15 protein-coding genes are annotated in these 15,876 nt (G+C 75.2%); 11 read left to right on the plus strand and 4 right to left on the minus strand.

What is annotated here, in order from left to right; all coding sequences use genetic code 11:
• Positions 1-36 precede the first annotated feature (36 nt).
• Together G339_RS0129685 and G339_RS0129690 are read left to right on the plus strand one after the other, a co-directional pair.
• Complete coding sequence (locus tag G339_RS0129685) at positions 37-2,199, plus strand: MMPL family transporter (protein ID WP_026341897.1); 2,163 nt, start codon at positions 37-39, stop codon at positions 2,197-2,199.
• A 157-nt stretch (positions 2,200-2,356) separates the two neighbouring features.
• Positions 2,357-2,665, plus strand: a complete 309-nt coding sequence (locus G339_RS0129690) for a hypothetical protein (RefSeq protein WP_019634704.1) — start codon at positions 2,357-2,359, stop codon at positions 2,663-2,665.
• Positions 2,666-2,737: 72 nt separating this feature from the next.
• Here G339_RS0129690 and ku read toward each other — a convergent pair whose 3' ends face one another.
• Positions 2,738-3,661 (minus strand): non-homologous end joining protein Ku, encoded by a 924-nt coding sequence (gene ku / locus G339_RS0129695; protein ID WP_019634705.1) that lies wholly within the window; start codon positions 3,659-3,661, stop codon positions 2,738-2,740.
• 94 nt (positions 3,662-3,755) lie between these two features.
• Here ku and ligD (G339_RS0129700) point away from each other — a divergent pair, with 94 nt between their 5' ends.
• The 6 genes from ligD (G339_RS0129700) (at position 3,756) to G339_RS0129725 (ending at position 7,468) form a co-directional block, all read left to right on the plus strand.
• The gene (ligD, locus tag G339_RS0129700; RefSeq protein WP_019634706.1) at positions 3,756-4,730 is read left to right on the plus strand and encodes a non-homologous end-joining DNA ligase; all 975 of its coding nucleotides are present in this window, start codon (positions 3,756-3,758) and stop codon (positions 4,728-4,730) included.
• A complete protein-coding gene (gene ligD, locus G339_RS0129705) occupies positions 4,717-5,622 on the plus strand; it encodes a non-homologous end-joining DNA ligase (protein WP_026341898.1) in 906 nt (301 codons plus the stop codon). Before ligD (G339_RS0129700) ends, ligD (G339_RS0129705) begins: the two co-directional genes overlap by 14 nt.
• Positions 5,623-5,698: 76 nt before the next feature.
• Positions 5,699-5,959, plus strand: coding sequence for a hypothetical protein (locus G339_RS0129710; protein WP_019634708.1), 261 nt, complete (start codon positions 5,699-5,701; stop codon positions 5,957-5,959).
• A 183-nt stretch (positions 5,960-6,142) separates the two neighbouring features.
• Positions 6,143-6,763 (plus strand): TetR/AcrR family transcriptional regulator, encoded by a 621-nt coding sequence (locus tag G339_RS0129715; protein ID WP_026341900.1) that lies wholly within the window; start codon positions 6,143-6,145, stop codon positions 6,761-6,763.
• A 110-nt stretch (positions 6,764-6,873) separates the two neighbouring features.
• Positions 6,874-7,098, plus strand: a complete 225-nt coding sequence (locus G339_RS0129720) for a DUF3107 domain-containing protein (protein WP_019634710.1) — start codon at positions 6,874-6,876, stop codon at positions 7,096-7,098.
• A 109-nt stretch (positions 7,099-7,207) separates the two neighbouring features.
• Complete coding sequence (locus G339_RS0129725; RefSeq protein WP_019634711.1) at positions 7,208-7,468, plus strand: GlsB/YeaQ/YmgE family stress response membrane protein; 261 nt, start codon at positions 7,208-7,210, stop codon at positions 7,466-7,468.
• A gap of 76 nt (positions 7,469-7,544) precedes the next feature.
• On the opposite strand, the gene G339_RS35765 is transcribed toward G339_RS0129725, so the two are convergent.
• Positions 7,545-9,452 carry a serine/threonine-protein kinase gene (locus G339_RS35765; RefSeq protein ID WP_051108000.1) on the minus strand — a complete coding sequence of 636 codons (1,908 nt, stop codon included), beginning with the start codon at positions 9,450-9,452 and terminating at the stop codon, positions 7,545-7,547.
• A gap of 574 nt (positions 9,453-10,026) precedes the next feature.
• Here G339_RS35765 and G339_RS35770 point away from each other — a divergent pair.
• Positions 10,027-11,682 (plus strand): DEAD/DEAH box helicase, encoded by a 1,656-nt coding sequence (locus G339_RS35770; protein WP_019634712.1) that lies wholly within the window; start codon positions 10,027-10,029, stop codon positions 11,680-11,682.
• Positions 11,683-11,882: 200 nt separating this feature from the next.
• On the opposite strand, the gene G339_RS0129740 is transcribed toward G339_RS35770, so the two are convergent.
• Entirely contained in the window at positions 11,883-12,557 is a 675-nt protein-coding gene (locus G339_RS0129740; RefSeq protein WP_019634713.1) for a glycerophosphodiester phosphodiesterase, read from the minus strand.
• A 68-nt stretch (positions 12,558-12,625) separates the two neighbouring features.
• On the opposite strand from G339_RS0129740, the gene G339_RS0129745 reads away from it, so the two are divergent.
• Together G339_RS0129745 and G339_RS0129750 are read left to right on the plus strand one after the other, a co-directional pair.
• A complete protein-coding gene (locus tag G339_RS0129745; protein WP_019634714.1) occupies positions 12,626-13,504 on the plus strand; it encodes an alpha/beta fold hydrolase in 879 nt (292 codons plus the stop codon).
• 289 nt (positions 13,505-13,793) lie between these two features.
• On the plus strand, positions 13,794-14,699 hold the full coding sequence (locus tag G339_RS0129750; RefSeq protein ID WP_019634715.1) for an oxygenase MpaB family protein: 906 nt from the start codon (positions 13,794-13,796) through the stop codon (positions 14,697-14,699).
• Positions 14,700-14,951: 252 nt separating this feature from the next.
• On the opposite strand, the gene G339_RS0129755 is transcribed toward G339_RS0129750, so the two are convergent.
• Complete coding sequence (locus tag G339_RS0129755; protein ID WP_019634716.1) at positions 14,952-15,872, minus strand: RecB family exonuclease; 921 nt, start codon at positions 15,870-15,872, stop codon at positions 14,952-14,954.
• Positions 15,873-15,876 lie beyond the last annotated feature (4 nt).

Below are 15,876 nucleotides of genomic sequence, written 5' to 3' on the forward strand. Positions count from 1 at the left end.
GTTTACGGACGCGAACGGCTATCACGGGAGGCAGCCATGCTCGACCGCTGGGGACGACTACTGCACCGGAGACGGCGGGCCGCGCTCGTCCTGTCCGCATTGGCGCTGGTCGCCGCCGCCGTCTGGGGGACGGGCGTGTTCGGTTCCCTCAGCTCGGCGGGCGCGTTCACCACGCCCGGCAGCGACAGCGCCCGCGCCGCCGCCGTCGCGGACCGCGCGCTCGGCCGCGACGCCGCCGACGTCGTCGCCGTCTACCGCGCGCCGCGCGGCAAGGACGTGGACGACCCGACCGTCCGCGCGTCGGTGGAACGGGCGCTCGCCGCGCTGCCGAAGGACGCCGTCGCGGGCGTCGCGACCCGCTGGACGACCGGTTCGGACGCGTTCGTCAGCCACGACCGCACCGCCACCTACGCGGCGCTGCGCCTGGCCGGGGCCGACGACGAGGCCCGCTCCGACGCCTACGACCGCATCAAGGACCGCCTCGCCCGCGCGGACGGCCTCACCGTCGCGGTCGGCGGCCCCGTCGCGACCGTCGCCGACATCAACGAGCGCGTCAGCGCCGACATCGGCCGCGCCGAGGGCTTCTCGCTGCCGGTCCTGCTCGTCCTGCTCGTGGTGATCTTCGGGGGGCTCGTCGCGGCGAGCCTGCCGCTGGTCGTCGGCGGCATCGCGATCCTCGGCTCGTTCACCGCGCTGCGGCTGCTCGCGTCCGTCACGGACGTGTCGATCTTCGCGGTGAACATCACGACGTTCCTCGGCCTCGGCCTGGCCATCGACTACGGCCTGTTCGTGGTGTCGCGGTTCCGCGAGGAGCTGGGCGGCGGCGACGACGTCGCGGGCGCGCTCGGCCGCACCCTCGCCACGGCCGGGCGGACGGTCCTGGTCTCCGGCGTCACCGTCGCGGTGTCGCTGGCCGGGCTGACGCTGTTCCCGCAGATGTTCCTGCGGTCGATGGGCTTCGGCGGCATGGCGACGGTGCTGGTGTGCGTCGCGGGGGCGCTCACCGTCCTGCCCGCCCTGCTCGCGGTCCTCGGGCGGCGCGTGGACGCGCTGCGGCTGCCGATCCGCCGGAAGCCGCGCGCGGCGCGGCCGGAGAGCGCCGGGTTCTTCCACCGCGTCGGGACGGCCGCGATGCGCCGCCCGGCCGTGACGGTCGTCGCGATCGGCGCGCTGCTGCTGGCCGTCGGCTCGCCGCTGGCGCGAATCGCGTGGGGCGGGACGGACGCCCGCGTCCTGCCGTCCGGCGCGTCCGCGCGGACCGCCGCCGAGACGCTGCGCGTGGACTTCCCCGGCTCGTCCACCGAGCCGGTCCGCGTCGTCCTCACCGGCCTGCGCGCGCCCGCCGACGCCGCCGCGTTCGCCGGGACGCTCCGCGCCCTGCCCGGCGCGACCGGCGCGGACGTCACCCGGACGCGCGGCGGCGCGGCCGAGATCGACGTCCGGTTCCGCGGCGACCCGAACACCCCCGCCGCCCGCCGCCTCGTCGCGGACGTCCGCGCGCAGACGCCGCCGCCCGGCGCGCGGATGCTCGTCGGCGGCCAGACCGCCGAGCTGGCCGACAGCCTGTCCGCGATCGGCGCGCGGCTGCCGTGGCTGGCGCTGACCGTGGGCCTGGCGTCGTTCGTGCTGCTGTTCCTGGCGTTCGGGTCGGTGCTGCTGCCGGTGAAGGCGATGGTGACGACGGCGCTGTCCCTCTCGGCGACGTTCGGCGTCCTGACGCTGATCTTCCAGGAGGGCCACCTGTCCGGCCTGCTCGGCTTCACCGCGACCGGCGCGCTCGACCCGTCGATGCCCATCCTCATGATCGCGATGCTGTTCGGGCTGACGATGGACTACGAGGTGTTCCTGCTCTCCCGCGTCCGCGAGCGGTACGACGCGACGGGCGAGGTCGCGGGGTCCGTCGCGTCCGGCCTCCAGCGGACGGGCCGCATCATCACCGGCGCGGCCGCGCTGTTCATCGTGGTCATGGGCGCGTTCGCGACGTCGGGAGTGGCGTTCATCAAGATGACCGGCGTGGGGATGGTCGTCGCCATCGCGCTGGACGCGACCGTCGTGCGGATGCTGCTCGTCCCCGCGACGATGCGGCTGCTCGGCCGCGCGGGCTGGTGGGCGCCCGGCCCGCTGGCCCGGCTGTACCGCCGCTACGGCGTCCGCGAGGACGACGCGCCCGCGCGCGCCCTGGAGCCCGCCGGAACGTGACCGCGCGGGGCGTCGGCACGGCCGGAACGACCGCGCCGACGCCCCCGCACCGCCGCTTTCCGCACCGTGACCGACAGATTACGCAAAGTGCTTGTGATCTCGGCGCCCGCCGCCGCACCATGAGGGGGATTCCGCGCCTCTCCCTTGGAGGGAACCCATGTCCGCACAGGTGAGCGGCGACGCCACGGCGGCGCTCGCGTACCTGGACCGGCTGGCCGACGAGCTGCGCTCCCGGGGCTGGACCGTCCACGTCACCGCGCACGGCGACCGGCGGCCCACCGCCGACGTCCTCGCCCCGGCCCCGCCGGGTTTCAGCGAGACCGTGATCGCCGTCCCGGACGGCTCCGGCGACGCCCGCGACTGGTGCTTCCGCTTCGGCTGGGGCGAGCGCATCGGCCCCTGCCGCGAGCCGTCCCGCGCCGCCCGGGTGCTGGACGCGAGCCTCGCCGCCCACCGGGCCCCCTGACCCCGCGGCGGCGCGGTGCGGAGGGCCCGCGCCGCCGCGGGCCCCAACCCGCCGCCCGCGCGCGGCGGGTCGTCAGGCGGATTTCCGGCTCCGCGTCTTGGACGCGGGCTTCTCCTTCGACGTACCGGCCTTCTTGCGCGGAGCCGGACTCCGCGTCGCCGGGCGCTTGGCGGCGGACTTCTCGGCCGCCTTCCCCGACGCCTTGCCGCCTTCCTTGTCCGCGCGGCTCTTCTTGGCCGCCTCGACGCTGGCGCGCAGCGCGCCCAGCAGGTCGGCGGCCGGGGCCTCCGGCGCGGCGGGCGCGGGCCGCGTCACCTCGCGGCCCTCGATCTTGGCGTCGATGACGGCCTGCAGCGCCTCCCGGTACGCGTCGTGGTACTCGGACGGGTCGAAGTCGCCCGCCATCGACTCGATCAGCGAGGTCGCCATCGTGAGCTCCTGCTTGCGGACCTCGACGTCCTCGTTGAGGAACGCGAAGTCGGGCGCGCGGACCTCGTCGGGCCACAGCATCGTCTCCAGGACGAACACCTCGTCGCGGACCCGCAGCGTCGCCAGCGACTCCCGCTGCCGCAGCGCGACCTTGACGATCGCGACCTGCCCGGTGTCCGCGAGCGCGTCGCGCAGCAGGACGTACGGTTTCGCGCCCTGCTTCTCCGGTTCGAGGTAGTACGACTTGGCGAAGTAGATCGGGTCGACCTCGTCGGACTCCACGAACTGGAGCACGTCGATCTGGCGGCTGGTGTCCAGCGGCAGGTCGGCGAAGTCCTCGTCGGTGAGGATGACGGTCTCGCCGTCCGGAAGTTCGAGGCCCTTGGCGATGTCGGCGTAGGGCACTTCCTCGCCGTCGATCGAGCAGACGCGCTTGTACCGGATCCGGCCGCCGTCGGTGCGGTGGACCTGGTGGAAGGCGACGTCGCGCTGCTCGGTCGCCGAATAGAGCTTCACCGGGATCGTGACCAGGCCGAACGAGATCGCGCCCTTCCAGATGCTGCGCATGACCGACCCTTACCCGGAAGACAGTTCTTACTAGCGCGTCCGCCAGCTTCGTTTCGGTCTTCCGGCACCCCGGCGGCCGGGTAGGGAACCCGGCATGAGCCTGCCGTGGCCGATCGAGCCGATGACGGCCGTCAGCGGGGACCTCCCCGCCGACGCCGAGCGCTGGGGCCTGGAGCTGAAATGGGACGGCGTGCGCGTCGTCGCCCAAGTCGGCGGCGGCGTCCGCGCGGCCGGGCGGCGCGGCACGGACGTCGCCGACCGCTACCCCGAGCTGTCCGGGCTCGCGGACCTGCTGCCCGGCCGGACCGCCGTGCTGGACGGCGAGATCGTCGCGTTCGACGGCGGGCTGCCGAGCTTCGGACGGCTCCAGCGGCGGATGCACGTCGAGCGGCCGCACGCGCGGCTCGTCCGCGAGGTGCCCGTCCGCTACATCGTGTTCGACCTGCTGTCGCTGGACGGCCGCGACGTCGTGGACCTCCCGTACGCCGAGCGCCGCGCCCTGCTCGACGGCCTCGGCATCGCGGCGGGCGGCCCCGTCGAGGTCCCGCCCTACCTGAACGGCGCGGACGCCGCCCAGGTCAAGGAACTCCTCGCCTACACCCTCGAACAGCGGCTGGAGGGCCTGCTGGCCAAACGGCTCGACTCCCCCTACCGCCCCGGCAGCCGCGTCCCGCACTGGCGGAAGGTGAAGAACTTCCTCACCCGCGAGGCGGTCGTCTGCGGCTACAAGCCCGGCAAGGGCCGCCGCGCGGGCGGCGTCGGGTCGCTGCTGCTCGGGGAGTACGACGCGGCCGGGCGGCTGCGCTACCTCGGGCACGTCGGGACGGGCTTCACCGACCGCGCCCTGGACGAGCTGGACGCCCTGCTCGCGCCCCTGCTCCGCGACGCCAGCCCGTACGCCGAACCGCTCCCCCGCGACGTCGTCCGCGACGCCCGATGGGTCGAACCCCGCCTGGTGGGGGACGTGGCCTACGGCGCCCTCACCGACGAGGGCCGCCTCCGCCACCCGGCGTGGCGGGGCCTGCGCGACGACAAGGACCCCCGCGAGGTGACCGATGAGCAGCAGTAGCCGTACCGGTGTGACCGTCGAGGGACGCGAGCTGTCCCTGTCCAACCTCGACAAGGAGCTGTACCCCGGCTTCACCAAGGGCGAGGTGATCGACTACTACGCGCGGATCGCGCCGGTCGCGCTCCCGCACCTGCGCGCCCGCCCGGCGACCCGCAAGCGCTACCCGGACGGGGTGGACGGCCAGGCGTTCTTCGAGAAGAACGCGCCGTCGCACACGCCCGACTGGGTCCGCACCGTCACGATCGCGACGCCCGGCAGCACGCGCGGCCGCGAGTCGGTGGACTACGTCGTCGTGGACGACCTGCCGACGCTCGTGTGGTGCGCGAACCTCGCCGCGCTCGAACTGCACGTCCCGCAGTGGCGGGTCGGGCCGCGCGGCGCGCGCCGCGAACCCGACCTCATGGTCTTCGACCTCGACCCGGGCCCTCCGGCGAACCTGGTGGACGCGTGCCGCGTCGGCCTGCTGCTGCGCGACCTGCTCGCCGAGGACGGCCTGGAATGCGTCGCCAAGACCAGCGGCAAGAAGGGCCTGCACCTGTACGCGCCGGTCAAGCCGACCGGGCGGACGTCCGACTACGCCAAGGCGGCGGCGCGACGGCTCGCGGGCGAACACGGCGACCTCGTCGTCGCGAAGATGGAGAAGAAGCTGCGCGGCGGCAAGGTCTTCGTGGACTGGAGCCAGAACAACGTCGCCAAGACGACCGTCGCCGCGTACTCGCTGCGCGCGGCCCCGCAGCCGTCGGCGTCCACACCGGTGACGTGGGCGGAGGTCGAGGGTTGCGCCGATCCGGCCGATCTGGCGTTCACGCCCGCCGACGTGCTGGCCCGCGTCGAGAAGGACGGCGACCTGCTCGCGCCGCTGCTGGCCGACGCCCGTCCGCCGGTCCCCTGATGCGCGCGGGCATCGACCCGCCCCCGCCGGGGTACGCGAGAACCCGCAGTGACCACGGCGGAGGGGAGCACGGCGCATGACCGAGAACACGACCGGCCCGGTGGACGGCGGGGCGGACGAGGCCGACGCGGCCGAGCAGCGCGCCGACCTGGCGGGCGCGGAGCCGGACTGGCCCGGCGGCGTCCCCGCCGAGGCCGACGAGGCGGACGCGGCCGAGCAGCGCGCCGACGCCCGCGACGTCGGCCCGCGCCCGGACGGCCTGCCCGCCGAGGCCGACGAGGCCGACGTGGCCGAGCAGGAGCGCGAAGTCCCCGGCGACGAGGACGAGTACCGCTGACCCGGGCGGCGCCCGTTCTGCGGGCTTCTCCTGCGGTTTCACCCGCGCGGGACGTTCCGGCCTGACACCATGACCTGGGCGTGGACTGGTGACCGGGAGGTTACCGGCGCGTAAGATAAGGGAACGGTTCCCGCGGCGGTCACCCCTTTCCGCCGCACTGATTCGGTTTGATCGGAGTGTGAGGTGGCCGCTACCCCGGACGCCCGCCCCCGTGGCACGAGGCTGCCGCGGCTGGCGCGCCGCAGGCAGTTGCTCGGCGCGGCGCAGGAGGTGTTCGTCGCCCAGGGCTACCACGCGGCGGCGATGGACGAGATCGCCGAACGGGCCGGGGTGAGCAAGCCGGTGCTCTACCAGCACTTCCCGGGCAAGCTGGAGCTGTACCTCGCGCTGCTGGACGAGCACGCCGAGGCGCTGGTGAAGGCCGTCCGCGACGCGCTCGGCTCCACCACCGACAACAAGCTGCGCGTGCAGGCCAGCATGCAGGCGTTCTACGACTTCGTCGCGGGCGAGGGCGAGGCGTACCGGCTGGTCTTCGAGTCGGACCTGCGCAACGTCGCCCCCGTCCGCGCCCGCGTCGACCGCGCCAACCAGCAGTGCGCCGAGATGATCGCCCAGGTGATCGTCGAGGACACCGGCTGCCCCGAGGACGAGGCGCACCTGCTCGGCATGGGCCTGGTCGGGATGGCCGAGGTCAGCGCCCGGTTCTGGCTCGGCCAGCACCGCGCGATCCCCAAGGAGACGGCCGAGGCGATCATCGCGCGGCTCGCCTGGCGCGGCATCTCCGGCTTCCCCCGCACCCCCTAGAGTTTCACTTTCGGCGAACCGCGCGGCGCGCGCGCCGGCCGTTCCGCGTGCCACCATCGGTCCCAGGCGGCCCGTCCGTACGGGACGGGCCGGGGCTGGAAGGGGACGCCGTGCAGGTGCGGATCGGTGTGCAGTTCGCCGCGCGGGAACTCGTCGTGGACACCAGGGAGGGCGCCGCCGACGTCGAGCGCGCGCTGCGCGAGGCGCTGGCGGAGGAGAACGGCGTCCTGGTCCTGACGGACCGCAAGGGCGGCCGGGTCGTCGTCCCCGCGCGGCACCTGGGCTACCTGGAGTTCGGGGAGGACGAGAGCCGCCGGGTCGGCTTCGGCGGCTGACCCCGCGCCGTCGAGCCGACGTTTAGCGCCCTCCTGACGGGCATATCGACCACCGACCGAGCGGTCGCGCCGCCGAACGGCACGACCTGGAACGGAATGGTGATCGACAATGGTTCTGACGGTCCTCTGGTTCATCATCGTGGGTGCCGTCATCGGTGCCCTGGCCCGACTCGTCGTCCCGGGCCGCAACCCCATCGGCATCCTGCTGACGATCCTCGTCGGCATCGTCGGCTCGATCCTCGGCGGCGTCGTCGCCAACGCGCTCGGCGCGGGCTCCGTGCTCGCGTTCGTCTTCGCGGTGGTGATCGCCGCGCTCGGGGTCGCCGCCCTCACCACGGCGCGCGGGGGGCACTGGGGCCGCTCCTACTAGCGCGCCCGGCCGCACGGCCGCACGGCTTCCGGACCGCAGCCCCCGCCGACCCCCGCGGCGGGGGCTGCGCCCTGTCCTAGGACGGCGTCCGCGCCAGTTCCTTCAGCGGTCCCGGCTGGAACAGGCCGCCGAGGTCGGCGTACGGGACCACGACCGGGTCCGCGCCGCGCTGGCACGACATGTCATAACCGAGCGCCATCAGTGGCAGCGCGAACTCGGCCCCGCGCTTGGCGAGGAAGACCGTCACCGATCCGTCCTTCACCTGCTGCCCGACGAGATGCGGCTGCTCCCCGGGCAGCCCGGACGGTTCGTGGCCCGCTTCCTGGCACAGGTTCCCGTTGCGCGCGTGGCGGTCCAGGACTTCGGTGAGGCGGCGCGCGCCCGCGTCCGCGAACAGGGCGGGCAGCAGCAGATCCCGATTGGTCACGGCTTTCCCGGTGCGCAGATCCGCGACGGCGGTGACGGCCCGGCCGCTGTTGCGCTGCGTGTCCTCGAACGAGTAGCGGACGGACGCGTACCGCGGCCCCGTCAATCCCATCTGGTAGCGGGCGACGGGCTTATACTGCGTCGCCGATCCGGTGCCCTCGAACGAGCCGATGTCGTCGTGGACGGCCGTGACCCACGCGTCGGCGGGCGCGCGCAGGACCCGGTTGACCGCCGCCTCGACGCGGGGGTCGCGCAGGCCGCCGATCGTCGGGTAGTTCACGCGGACGGTGAGGGTCGGGCCGGTGAGGTCGCGCGTGTAGGACGCGGGGACGACGGCCACGTGGACGGGCGGGGGCTGCTGCGGCCCGTCGTGGCGGGCGGCGACGTACGCGCCGGTGCCGCCGGCCGCGACGGCGGCGGCGACCACGCCCGCGACGGCGACCTTCGCGCCCGTCGCGGCGAGCAGCCCGCCCGCCGCCGAACCCGCACCGCCCGCACCGCCCGCGGCGGCACCCCCGGCTCCCGCGCCCGCCGCGCCGCTCCCGGCCGCCCCCGTCAGCGCCGCACCACCCGCGCCGCCCGCTGCCGCTCCCCCGGCCGCACCGCCCGCCGCGCCGCCCGCGAGGCCGCCCGCCGCGCCCGCCGCCGCTCCCCCGGCCGGGACGAGGCCCGCCGCGAGCAGCGGGAACGCCGCCGCGAGCGCCGCCGTGGCCCCGGCGACGAGCCGCAGCCCGCGCGTCTCCCAGTCCGCGCCGTACGCGTCGGCGGCGGCCCGTTCCAGCTCGGCGAGGAACGCCGCCGCCCCCGCGGGCCGCGCCGCCGGGTCCTTGGCCATGCCGCGTGCGACGAGCGGCCGCAGCGGTCCGGGCAGCGCGTCCAGCGGCGGCGGCGCGCTCCGGTGCGCCGCGCCCAGCTCGGCCGCGCCGCCCGAGAACGGCCGCCGCCCCACCACGCACTCGAAGAACACGCAGGTCGCGGCGTACACGTCGGTCGCGGGCGAGGCGGGCGCGCCGTCCCACTGCTCGGGCGCCATGTACGCGGGCGTGCCCGAGCGCGCGCCGTCCCCGGCGAGCGCGGCGACGCCGAAGTCGATGAGCTTGCTCAGCCCGTCCGCGCGGACCATGACGTTGGCGGGCTTGTAGTCGCGGTGGACGACCCCGGCGGCGTGCGCGGCGGCCAGCCCGGACAGCGACCCGGACAGCACGGTCAGCGCGGCCTCCGGCGCGAGTTCCCCGTGCCGGTCCAGGACGGCGCGCAGCGTCACGCCGTCCACCGCCTCCATGATCAGCGCGGCGCCGTCCGGCCCGGTGACGAACCGGTACAGCCGGACGACGTGCGGGTCCTCGACGCGGCCCAGCATCACGGCCTCGGCGCGCAGCCGCTCGACGGCGGCGTCGTCGCCGGGCCGCCGGACCAGGTACTTGATCGCGACGGGCGTCCCGGCCGTCGTGTGCCGGGCGAGGACGACGCGCCCCTGCGCGCCCGCGCCCAGCTCGCGGACCTCGGTGAACCCCTCGACGCGCCAGCCCGGCGCGCCGGGCCCGTCCTCGGATGCCATGCGTCGGCCCTTCGCCCGGCGACTGGAACGCCAAGATCGTACGGTTCCGCGCTGCGGGCGCGGGGACTCCGGGAAGATCACGCGACGCCGGAATCCAACCGCTGGCCGATACTGGCCAACTTAGGGACGAAACGGTAAAATCGCTTGTCAGATCGGCCCTCCCGACCGGGCATGGAATAGCGCGGAAGCGGGAACCGTTAACACTGGTGATCGACCGTTGGTGGACCTGAACCTCGGTCGGTACACTGCGTCGCGGAGTGTGACCGCACGCACCCACAGCGAGTGACTGCTTTCAACCCCTGACTGCGGTCGCCCGAGAAATGATCGACGGCTGGTCCCTCCCGCATGAGCGCGCGGACACCGGACGCGGACGGCGGCCCGGCACCCGACCGGGACGGCCCCCGCGGAACGTGACGGACCCCTCCGGCCCGCCGGCCCCGGCGCGGCCAGGGAGCTACCGCGGCGCCGCGCACGGAGCGAGGACCCCGCACTATGGAGGCTGAAAGCCCTGACTACCTTTCGTGAACTCGGGGTCCGACCCGAGATAGCAGACGCCCTGGAAGCCGAAGGCATCGTGGACGCGTTCCCGATCCAGGAACTCGCGCTCCCGATCGCCATCGGCGGACACGACATCATCGGCCAGGCCCGCACGGGCACCGGCAAGACCCTCGCGTTCGGCATCTCGCTGCTGCAGCGCATCACCCACGGCGGCAAGCGCCCCCAGGCCCTCGTCGTCGCCCCGACCCGCGAGCTGGCCGGCCAGGTGACCGACGACCTGCTCGTCGCGGGCGGCAAGATCGGCACCCGCGTCCTCGCCGTCTACGGCGGGCGCGCCTACGAGCCGCAGGTCGCGGCGCTGCGCGAGGGCGTCGACGTCGTCGTCGGCACGCCCGGCCGCCTGCTCGACCTCGTCAAGCAGAAGCACCTGGACCTCTCCGAGATCGGCGTCCTCGTCCTGGACGAGGCCGACCGCATGCTCGACCTCGGGTTCCTGCCCGACATCGAGCGCATCATCGAGCGCATCCCCGCGAAGCGGCAGACCATGCTGTTCTCCGCGACGATGCCGGGCGAGATCGTGTCGCTGTCGCGGCGCTACCTCACCCGCCCGACCAACGTCCGCGCCGAGGCGCACAGCGAGTCGGACGCGACCCCGCAGGTCGTCCAGCACGTGTGGCAGGCCCACCAGATGGACAAGCCCGAGATGCTGGCGCGCCTGCTGCAGGCCGACGGCCGCGGGCTGACGATGGTGTTCTGCCAGACCAAGCGCACCTGCGACCGCGTCGCGGGCGAGCTGGTGCAGCGCGGGTTCGACGCGGCCGCCGTCCACGGCGACCTCGGGCAGAGCCAGCGCGAGCGGGCGCTGCGCGCGTTCCGCAACGGCAAGATCGACGTGCTGGTCGCGACGGACGTCGCCGCCCGCGGCCTCGACGTGGACGACGTCACGCACGTCGTCAACTACGAGTGCCCCGACAGCGCCGACACCTACGTCCACCGCATCGGCCGGACGGGCCGCGCGGGCAAGGAGGGCGTGGCCGTCACGCTGGTCGACTGGTCCGACCTGCCCCGCTGGAAGCTGATCAACGGGACGCTCGGGCTGCCGTTCGCCGACCCGGAGGAGACCTACTCCACCTCCGAGCACTTCTACGCGACGCTCGGCATCCCGGCGGGCATCACCGGGACGCTCCCCAAGGAGCAGCGCGGCGAGCGCGCCGGGCTGGCCGCCGAGGAGCTGGAGGACATCGGCGAGACCGGGCGCAACCGCAGCACCGCGCGGCGCGACCGGGACGAGGAGGAGCGTCCGGCGCGGCCGAAGCGCAAGCGCAGCCGCAGCCGCACGCGCGGCGGACGGCCCGTCGCGGCCGACGCGACCGCGGCGGTCGAGGCGGCTCCGGTCGCCGAGGCTCCGGCCGAAGCCGCTCCGGCGGCCGAGGCGGCCGAGGCCCCCGCGCCGCGCAAGCGGACGCGGCGCTCCCGGTCGGCCGCCAAGTCCACCGCCGCTCAGCCGAGCACGGGCACGCCAACCACGGGCACGCCAACCACGGGCACGTCCACCACGGGCATGTCCACCACGGGCACGCCCGCCCAGGGCGAGGCCGCCGCCGAGCAGCCCGCGCCCGAGACCGCCGCCCCGGCGGAGGCGTCCGGCGACACCGTCGTCTCCGAGCGTCCGCGCACCCGGACCCGCCGCCGCACCCGCGCCGGCCGGACCGCCGACCCGTACAACTCCTAGCGTCTGTCCCAAGTGCCTCAGCCACAGCGCGAGTGCGTTACCTGGCCGGTGAAGCGAGCCGGAGGCGAGCTTCACAGGCCAGATCGCGAAGCGATGCCGCGCTCGCACAGGCCCGAGCCGCCAGGCGAGGGCCGTAGGCCGGGACTTGGAAACACAGCCACGCCGCCCCGGGAGACCCCGTCTCCCGGGGATTTCGCGTCTCAGCGCAGGGCGCGCGCCGCGGTCGGGCGGTCGGTGACCAGCACCGCGACGCGCGGGTCGCGCAGGAAGCGGCGCATCAGCCGGTCCGCGTTGACCGTCCACACCATGACCGGGTAGCCCGCCCGCGCGCACTGCCGCAGCACGCCGACGCGGGCGAGGCGGTGGTTGAGCGCCACCATGTCCGCGCCGGACGCGCGGATCGCGCGCAGCGGCGCGAGGTCGCCCGCCGCGCCGCGCTCCAGCAGCCCGCGGCCCACCGACAGCGCCGTCCGCGCGCCGGGGAAGTCCCGTTTGACGCGGGCGAGCACGGCCGCGTCGCGGGTGGTGACGACGAAGCGGCCCGGCCCGAAGATCTCCAGCGCGAGCGCGACGGTCTCGTGCTCGACGCCCGGTTCCTTGAGGTCGAGGTGGCCGAACGCGTGCGGCGCGATGATCGACATGGCCTCCGCGACGTCCGGGACGGGCTGCGCGGCGGCCTCCCGGATGCGCGCGACGCTCAGCCGCCGGACGGGCAGGCCGCCCACGGTCGCGTCGTGGTGGACGACGAGCGTGCCGTCACCCGCGCGCCGGACGTCGATCTCGACGTACTCGGCCCCGGACGCCGCCGCGTCGCGCAGCCCGGCGACGCCCGCCGCGTCGCGGCGGTGCGCCGAGATCGCCGGTCCCGCACCCACGCCGCGACGCTACCACCGAAGCGGCTTGACCGGTGTTCTCCCCGACAGGTTTAGTATGGTGGCGCTCTGTGAGCACGCCCCCGTTCCTGACCCTGCCCGCCGGCGTCCGCCGGACGTCCGTCGCGACCCCGCGCGGCACCTTCGCGGTGCTGGAGGCCCTGCCCGGGTCGGGTGTCGTCGAACGCGGCCCGGCGCTGCTCGTGCCCGGTTTCACCGGCAGCAAAGAGGACTTCATCGCGGTGCTGCAGACGCTCGCGGCGTCCGGCCGCCGCGTCGTCGCGATGGACATGCGGGGGCAGTACCAGTCGCCGGGCTCCGACGACCCGGCCGTCTACGCGCGCGCCGAGCTGGGCGCGGACGTCGCGGCGGTCGGCGAGGTGCTCGGGCCCGAGCCCGTCCACCTGGTGGGGCACTCGTTCGGCGGGCTCATCGTGCGGGAGGCGGTGCTGTCGGGCGCGGTGCTGCCCGCGTCGCTGACGCTGATGTCGTCCGGCCCGGCGGCGGTGACCGGCCCGTACGCCGAGCGCGCGGCCGCGCTGCGGGACGCACTGCCGCAGCTCGGCATGGAGCAGATCTGGACGCTGGCGATCGAGCCGGAGGCCGTGGAGCGCGGCGTCCCGGCCGACATCGTCGCGTTCCTGCGGGAGCGGACGCTCGCCAACTGCACGACGGGGCTGTCGGCGATGGCCGAGGGCATCCTCACCGCGCCCGACCGCGTCGAGGAGCTGGCCAAGCACGCGCGCGGCATGAACCTGGACATGCTCGTCCTGTACGGCGAGGACGACGACGTGTGGGCGCCGCGCACGCAGGCCGCGATGGCGGAGCGGCTGGACGCGGCGCGCGTCGTCATCCCGAGCGCGGCCCACTCCCCCGCCGTCGACGCCCCGGAGACGACGGCGAGCGCGCTGACGGCCTTCTGGAACCAGACGGAACGCCGCCCCCGCTGACCCGCACGGCGCGCTGGGCCTGGCGCGCGCGGTCACTGGGATACCGCGCCCCGCGCGTGGCCTGCGCACGCTCCGCGTGCGCAGGCCACGCGCACGGCGCGTCGGCGCACGGCGCGTCGGCGCACGGCGCGTCGGCGCACGGCGCGTCGGCGCACGGCGTGTCCGGACGAACGCGCGGCGGGCCTGCGCGGGGCGCGGCGGGCGTTGGGTGGGGGTCGGGGTGTCGCGCGCGCGGAGGTAATGACACACTTACATCGGTTTGTCTCACCCCTGATGCGGAGGCGTGCTCATGCCCGCGACCGTCCAGCCCCCCGAGAGCGTCACCTGGCGCGTCCACATCGACCGGTCCATGTGGGTCGGCGGCGTCCGGAGCCTCATGCTCCAGGCGCTGCACCCGATGGCGATGTGGGGCGTGTGGCAGAACAGCAACTTCCAGGAGGACCCGCTCGGGCGGCTCCAGCGCACCGCCGACTTCGTCGGCGTCGCGACCTTCGGGACGCCCGAGGAGATCGACGCCCTCGCCGCCAGGGTCCGCGGCATCCACCGCAGCCTGCGCATCCTCAACCACGACACCGGCCGCAAGGAGCGCCTGGACCAGCCCGAACTGCTGCTGTGGGTCCACTGCGCCGAGGTCTACTCGTACCTGGAGGTCGCGCGGCGGTCCGGGCTGCCGATCACGCCCGCGATGGCCGACCGGTACCTCGACGAGCAGCGGCACACCGCCACCTACGTGGGGCTGCACGCCGAGGACGTGCCGGGCAGCGTCGCGGAGATGGAGGACTACTTCGCCTCGATGCGCCCGCACCTGCGCGTCACCGAGGAGGCCGCCAAGACCGCGCGGTTCCTGCTCTGGCCGACGCTCCCGGAGAACCTGAAGTTCCTCAACGCCGGGAAACCGGGCTACTTCCCGTTCGGCGCGCTCTGCTACTACGCGCTGCCGGACTGGGCGCGCCGCATGTACGGGACGCTCCCGGAGGTCCCGCAGCCCGCCGTGACCGCCGCGCTGCGCTCGTTCCGGACGGCGCTCAGCACCGTCCCGGAGCGCATCCACGACTACGCGTTCGCCAAGCCCACCCGCGACATGCTGGAGCGCTCCCGCCGCGCCCTCGCCGCCGAGGGCTACGACCTGAGCCACGGCCTCTACGGCCTCCGCGACCCCCGCCGCTGGCCCCACCCCACCGCGATCTCGGCCTGACCGCGCGGCTGCGCCACGCGCAAGCCACCAAACCCACACAAACCTGCAAAGGTCGCCCGCGCGCACCGCAGGGATCACCGTCCGCGTGCCGGGTTGCGCCGCTGCGCGGCGCAACCCGGCACGCGGACGTACCCGGCACGCGGACGTACCCGGCACGCGGACGCACCCGGCACGCGGACGCACCCGGCACGCGGACGCACCCGGCACGCAGACGCACCCGGTGCGGGGGACGGCGTGGGTCCGCCGGGTCGATCAGGGTTCGTCGGGGAGGGCCGACCACGGGTCTCTCGGTGGGGCGGCGGCGCGGCCCTCGGGGCAGAGGCGGGCGAAGTCGCACCAGGCGCACATCGGGCCGGGGCGCGGGGGGAAGACCGCGTCGTGCGGGGCGTGGTCGGGTTCGCGGGCCCGGTCGTCGGCGGACGCGCGGGGGCGGGGCACCCGGGCGCGGTACGCCTCGTCGGCGGACTCGGCCTCCGCCGCGATCGACTCGGCCCGCCGCAGGTGGCGGTCCAGCGACTCGTCGGTGTGCTCCCACGTCAGGACGTCGCCGGACGGGAGGTGGTGCAGCTCCACCGTCCGGCACGGGCGGCGCAGCATCCGCCCGGCCGCGACCGCGTACAGCGCGAGCGCCAGGGACGTGCGGGCGTCGTCGGCGGTGAGCGGGCGGCGGCCCGTCTTGTAGTCCACGACGGCCAGCGCGCCGCCGCGCGCGTCCAGCCGGTCGATGCGGCCCGACACCGCGATGCGGTCGGTGCGGGTCGCGACCGTGCGCTCCACGCCCAGCGGCTCGTCGGCCGGGTCGAGCCGCGCGGTGTACCGCTCCACCATCTCCCGCGCGCGGTCCCGGTGCCGGGCGGACTGCGCGGCGTCGCGGAACCCGTCCGGAATCCAGCCGCGCGCCAGCAGCGTCCCGGCGGCGGCGGGCGTGCGGTCGGCGGCGGGCAGCTTCCACCAGCCCGCGAGCGCGTTGTGGACGCTGACGCCGAAGCTGTTGTGCGCCCAGCGCGGACCGCGCGGCGGCGCGGGCCGGTCGAGGTAGGCCATGCGGTACCGGCGCGGGCAGTCCAGCCAGGTGTTCAGCCGCGACGGCGTGCAGGCGTACAGCCGCCGGGGCATCCCCTCCAGCCCGAGCTGCTCGGGCCGGTCCGGGCCTCCGGCGGGCCGGCGGGGCACCGCG

It is taken from the genome of Actinomadura atramentaria DSM 43919, assembly GCF_000381885.1.
GTDB lineage: Bacteria > Actinomycetota > Actinomycetes > Streptosporangiales > Streptosporangiaceae > Spirillospora > Spirillospora atramentaria.

Bases quoted from the DNA above. Each gene is read 5' to 3' on its own strand.
- G339_RS0129685 (WP_026341897.1), top strand. From the start codon at position 37: ATGCTCGACCGCTGGGGACGACTACTGCACCGGAGACGGCGGGCCGCG.
- G339_RS0129690 (WP_019634704.1), top strand. From the start codon at position 2,357: ATGTCCGCACAGGTGAGCGGCGACGCCACGGCGGCGCTCGCGTACCTG.
- ku (WP_019634705.1), bottom strand. From the start codon at position 3,661: ATGCGCAGCATCTGGAAGGGCGCGATCTCGTTCGGCCTGGTCACGATC.
- ligD (WP_019634706.1), top strand. From the start codon at position 3,756: ATGAGCCTGCCGTGGCCGATCGAGCCGATGACGGCCGTCAGCGGGGAC.
- ligD (WP_026341898.1), top strand. From the start codon at position 4,717: ATGAGCAGCAGTAGCCGTACCGGTGTGACCGTCGAGGGACGCGAGCTG.
- G339_RS0129710 (WP_019634708.1), top strand. From the start codon at position 5,699: ATGACCGAGAACACGACCGGCCCGGTGGACGGCGGGGCGGACGAGGCC.
- G339_RS0129725 (WP_019634711.1), top strand. From the start codon at position 7,208: ATGGTTCTGACGGTCCTCTGGTTCATCATCGTGGGTGCCGTCATCGGT.
- G339_RS35765 (WP_051108000.1), bottom strand. From the start codon at position 9,452: ATGGCATCCGAGGACGGGCCCGGCGCGCCGGGCTGGCGCGTCGAGGGG.
- G339_RS0129750 (WP_019634715.1), top strand. From the start codon at position 13,794: ATGCCCGCGACCGTCCAGCCCCCCGAGAGCGTCACCTGGCGCGTCCAC.